Source organism: Streptomyces sp. MBT53 (genome assembly GCF_016654115.1).
Lineage (GTDB): Bacteria > Actinomycetota > Actinomycetes > Streptomycetales > Streptomycetaceae > Streptomyces.
This window is the reverse complement of the sequence record NZ_JAEQAZ010000402.1, coordinates 1-2,484: the sequence shown is the minus strand read 5'-3', so window position 1 is coordinate 2,484 and position 2,484 is coordinate 1. Positions and strand designations below refer to the sequence as shown.

Genomic DNA, 2,484 nt, shown 5'->3' with positions numbered 1-2,484 from the left:
GCGGCGGGGGAGCGGCGGACGCCGAGGGTGTCCAGGACACGGTGGAGGCGGGCCGCGTCGGTGCGCCAGGTGCGGTCGACGACCTCCTCCGGGTACTCCTGCCAGTCCACCGGCGCCCAGTCGGGACCGGCCTCGGCCGGGCCGCCGTGGAAGAGGCGGGCGGCGAGCAGCGAGGTCGCCTCGTCGATCGTGCCGGGCTCTTCGAGCAGGTCACAGGCGGGGCGCTCGCCGAGCCGGGACGCGAAGCCCTCGGCCAGGCGGTCACGGCGGGACAGCTCCGTGAGCGCGGCGACGACACCCGCGTCCAGCCGGGACGGCCAGCGGCCCATCCGCCACGCGGGCAGCGCGACCCGGGTCAGCAGCCGGTCCCAGCCCGCGTACGCCAGCCCCACCTGCTCCTGGGCGACGATCCGCAGTCCGTAATCCACAGCCTGTGCACGCTCGGCGGCAGCGGCGGCCACGCCCCGCTCCATCTCGGCCGCGTGTCCCCGGCAACTGCGCAGCAGCAGCCGGGCCACCCAGCCGACACCGGCGAGCACCGAGCGGAACACGGGACCTCGCGGTGCCGAGGTCACGGCCACCGCCGCGTCCAGGCCCCGTACGAAACGGCGGGCGGCGGCTATGTCCGGGTGCGCCGAAGGTCCCGTACCCGCGACGACCGGGGCGAGCACCGCGCGCAGCTCACCGACCCGCATCCACCACAGGAACGGGGAGCCGATGACGAGGACGGGCGCGGCCGCCGTACGCCGGGAGCGCGCCGGGGTGAGGCCGCGTACGCCCGTGATCTCGTCGCGGTCCTCCTGCGGGAGCGGGCCGTGGGACGGGTGGGTGCGGTCCTCCAGCCAGCTGTCGCAGTCCGGGGTGAGCGCTATCGCGGAGGGCGCGGGGACGTCGAGGCGGTCGGCCAGGTCGCGCACCATGCGGTACAGGTCGGGGGCCGACTCCTCGGCGATCGCGACCGTAGGACTCACGGCGGGGCGGGAGCGGGCGACGACCAGCGCGATCGCGCCGGCCGCGAGCAGCACGAGGACGGCGGCCACGCCCATGATCCAGCGGGCGAGGTCCCAGCCCCGGCCCATGAGATGGCCGGAGGAACCGCCGGCGAGCAGGATCACCGCGACGGCGGCGGGCAACAGGGCGACGGCCAGCGCACGGCTGCGGATGCGCAGCACGGCCAAGGCCCGGGAACGCGCCGCCTGCGCGCCCGCCTCCACACCCATACCGGTCACGACCGGACCTCACCCCCTCCGTGCTGTCCCGCTCTGCTGGCGTTGCTCACTCCCCCACTGTGGCACCCGCCACTGACATCGCAATGCCGGTGGGCCAAGTGCCGGAACGCTTGCGCCGCACCATAGTTGGGGCCCCGGCCCCCGTCAGCCGGATGGGGCATCGGTCACTCGATGGAATGGCTCAGGGGAAAGGTGGACGACGGAGGGCAAGGGTGAGGGCAAGGATCAGGCCCCGAATCCTGAGACGGGATCGGGGCCTGTGGGGTTCATCGGTGCGCGGGAGCGCTTGGGCCTGTCCGGCGGATCAGGTCCTAGGGGCTACTCGCCCGCCGCCGCCTTCGCCGCGATGTCCGTGCGGTGCTGGGAGCCGTCGAGGCGGACGCGGGCCACGGCCGCGTACGCGCGTTCGCGGGCCTGCGTGAGATCCGTACCGGTCGCCGTGACGGACAGCACCCGGCCGCCCGCGCTGACGACGTCGTCGCCGTCGTGCCGGGTCCCGGCGTGCAGCACGTACGCGTGCGGGGCGTCCTGCGCGGCCACCTCGTCGAGGCCGGTGATCGGGTCGCCGGTGCGCGGGGTGTCGGGGTAGTTGTGCGAGGCGATGACGACGGTGACCGCCGCGTCCTCGCTCCAGCGCAGGGGGGCGAGGTCTTCGAGCGTGCCGTTCGCCGCGGCGAGCAGGACGCCGGCCAGCGGGGTCTTCAGGCGGGCCAGGACCACCTGGGTCTCCGGGTCGCCGAAGCGGGCGTTGAACTCGATGACCCGCACACCGCGTGACGTGATCGCGAGACCGGCGTAGAGGAGGCCGGAGAAGGGGGTGCCGCGGCGGCGCATCTCGTCCACGGTCGGCTGAAGGACGGTTTGCACGACCTCGTCCACCAGCTTCGGGTCCGACCACGGCAGCGGGGAGTACGCGCCCATGCCGCCGGTGTTCGGGCCCTCGTCGCCGTCGAGCGCGCGCTTGAAGTCCTGCGCGGGCTGGAGCGGGACGACGGTCACCCCGTCGGTGATCGCGAAGAGCGACACCTCGGGCCCGTCGAGGAACTCCTCGATGACGACCCGCTCACAGGCGTTGGCGTGCGCCTTCGCCGCGTCGAGGTCGTCCGTGACGACGACACCCTTGCCCGCGGCCAGTCCGTCGTCCTTCACGACGTACGGCGCACCGAAGGCGTCGAGAGCCTCGTCGACCTCTTCCGGGGTCGTACAGACGTATGAGCGGGCGGTGGGGACACCGGCCGCTCATACGTCTGTACGA

General features: G+C 74.0%; 1 protein-coding gene and 1 pseudogene. Both read right to left on the bottom strand.

Going from position 1 to position 2,484, the window contains the following annotated elements; all coding sequences use genetic code 11:
- The coding region (locus JHN45_RS51555; protein WP_201056413.1) for a hypothetical protein at positions 1-1,229 on the bottom strand (1,229 nt) is incomplete at its 3' end.
- A 318-nt stretch (positions 1,230-1,547) separates the two neighbouring features.
- Positions 1,548-2,468 (bottom strand): annotated as a pseudogene (gene purD, locus JHN45_RS51550) (phosphoribosylamine--glycine ligase); the annotation flags it as partial.
- Positions 2,469-2,484 lie beyond the last annotated feature (16 nt).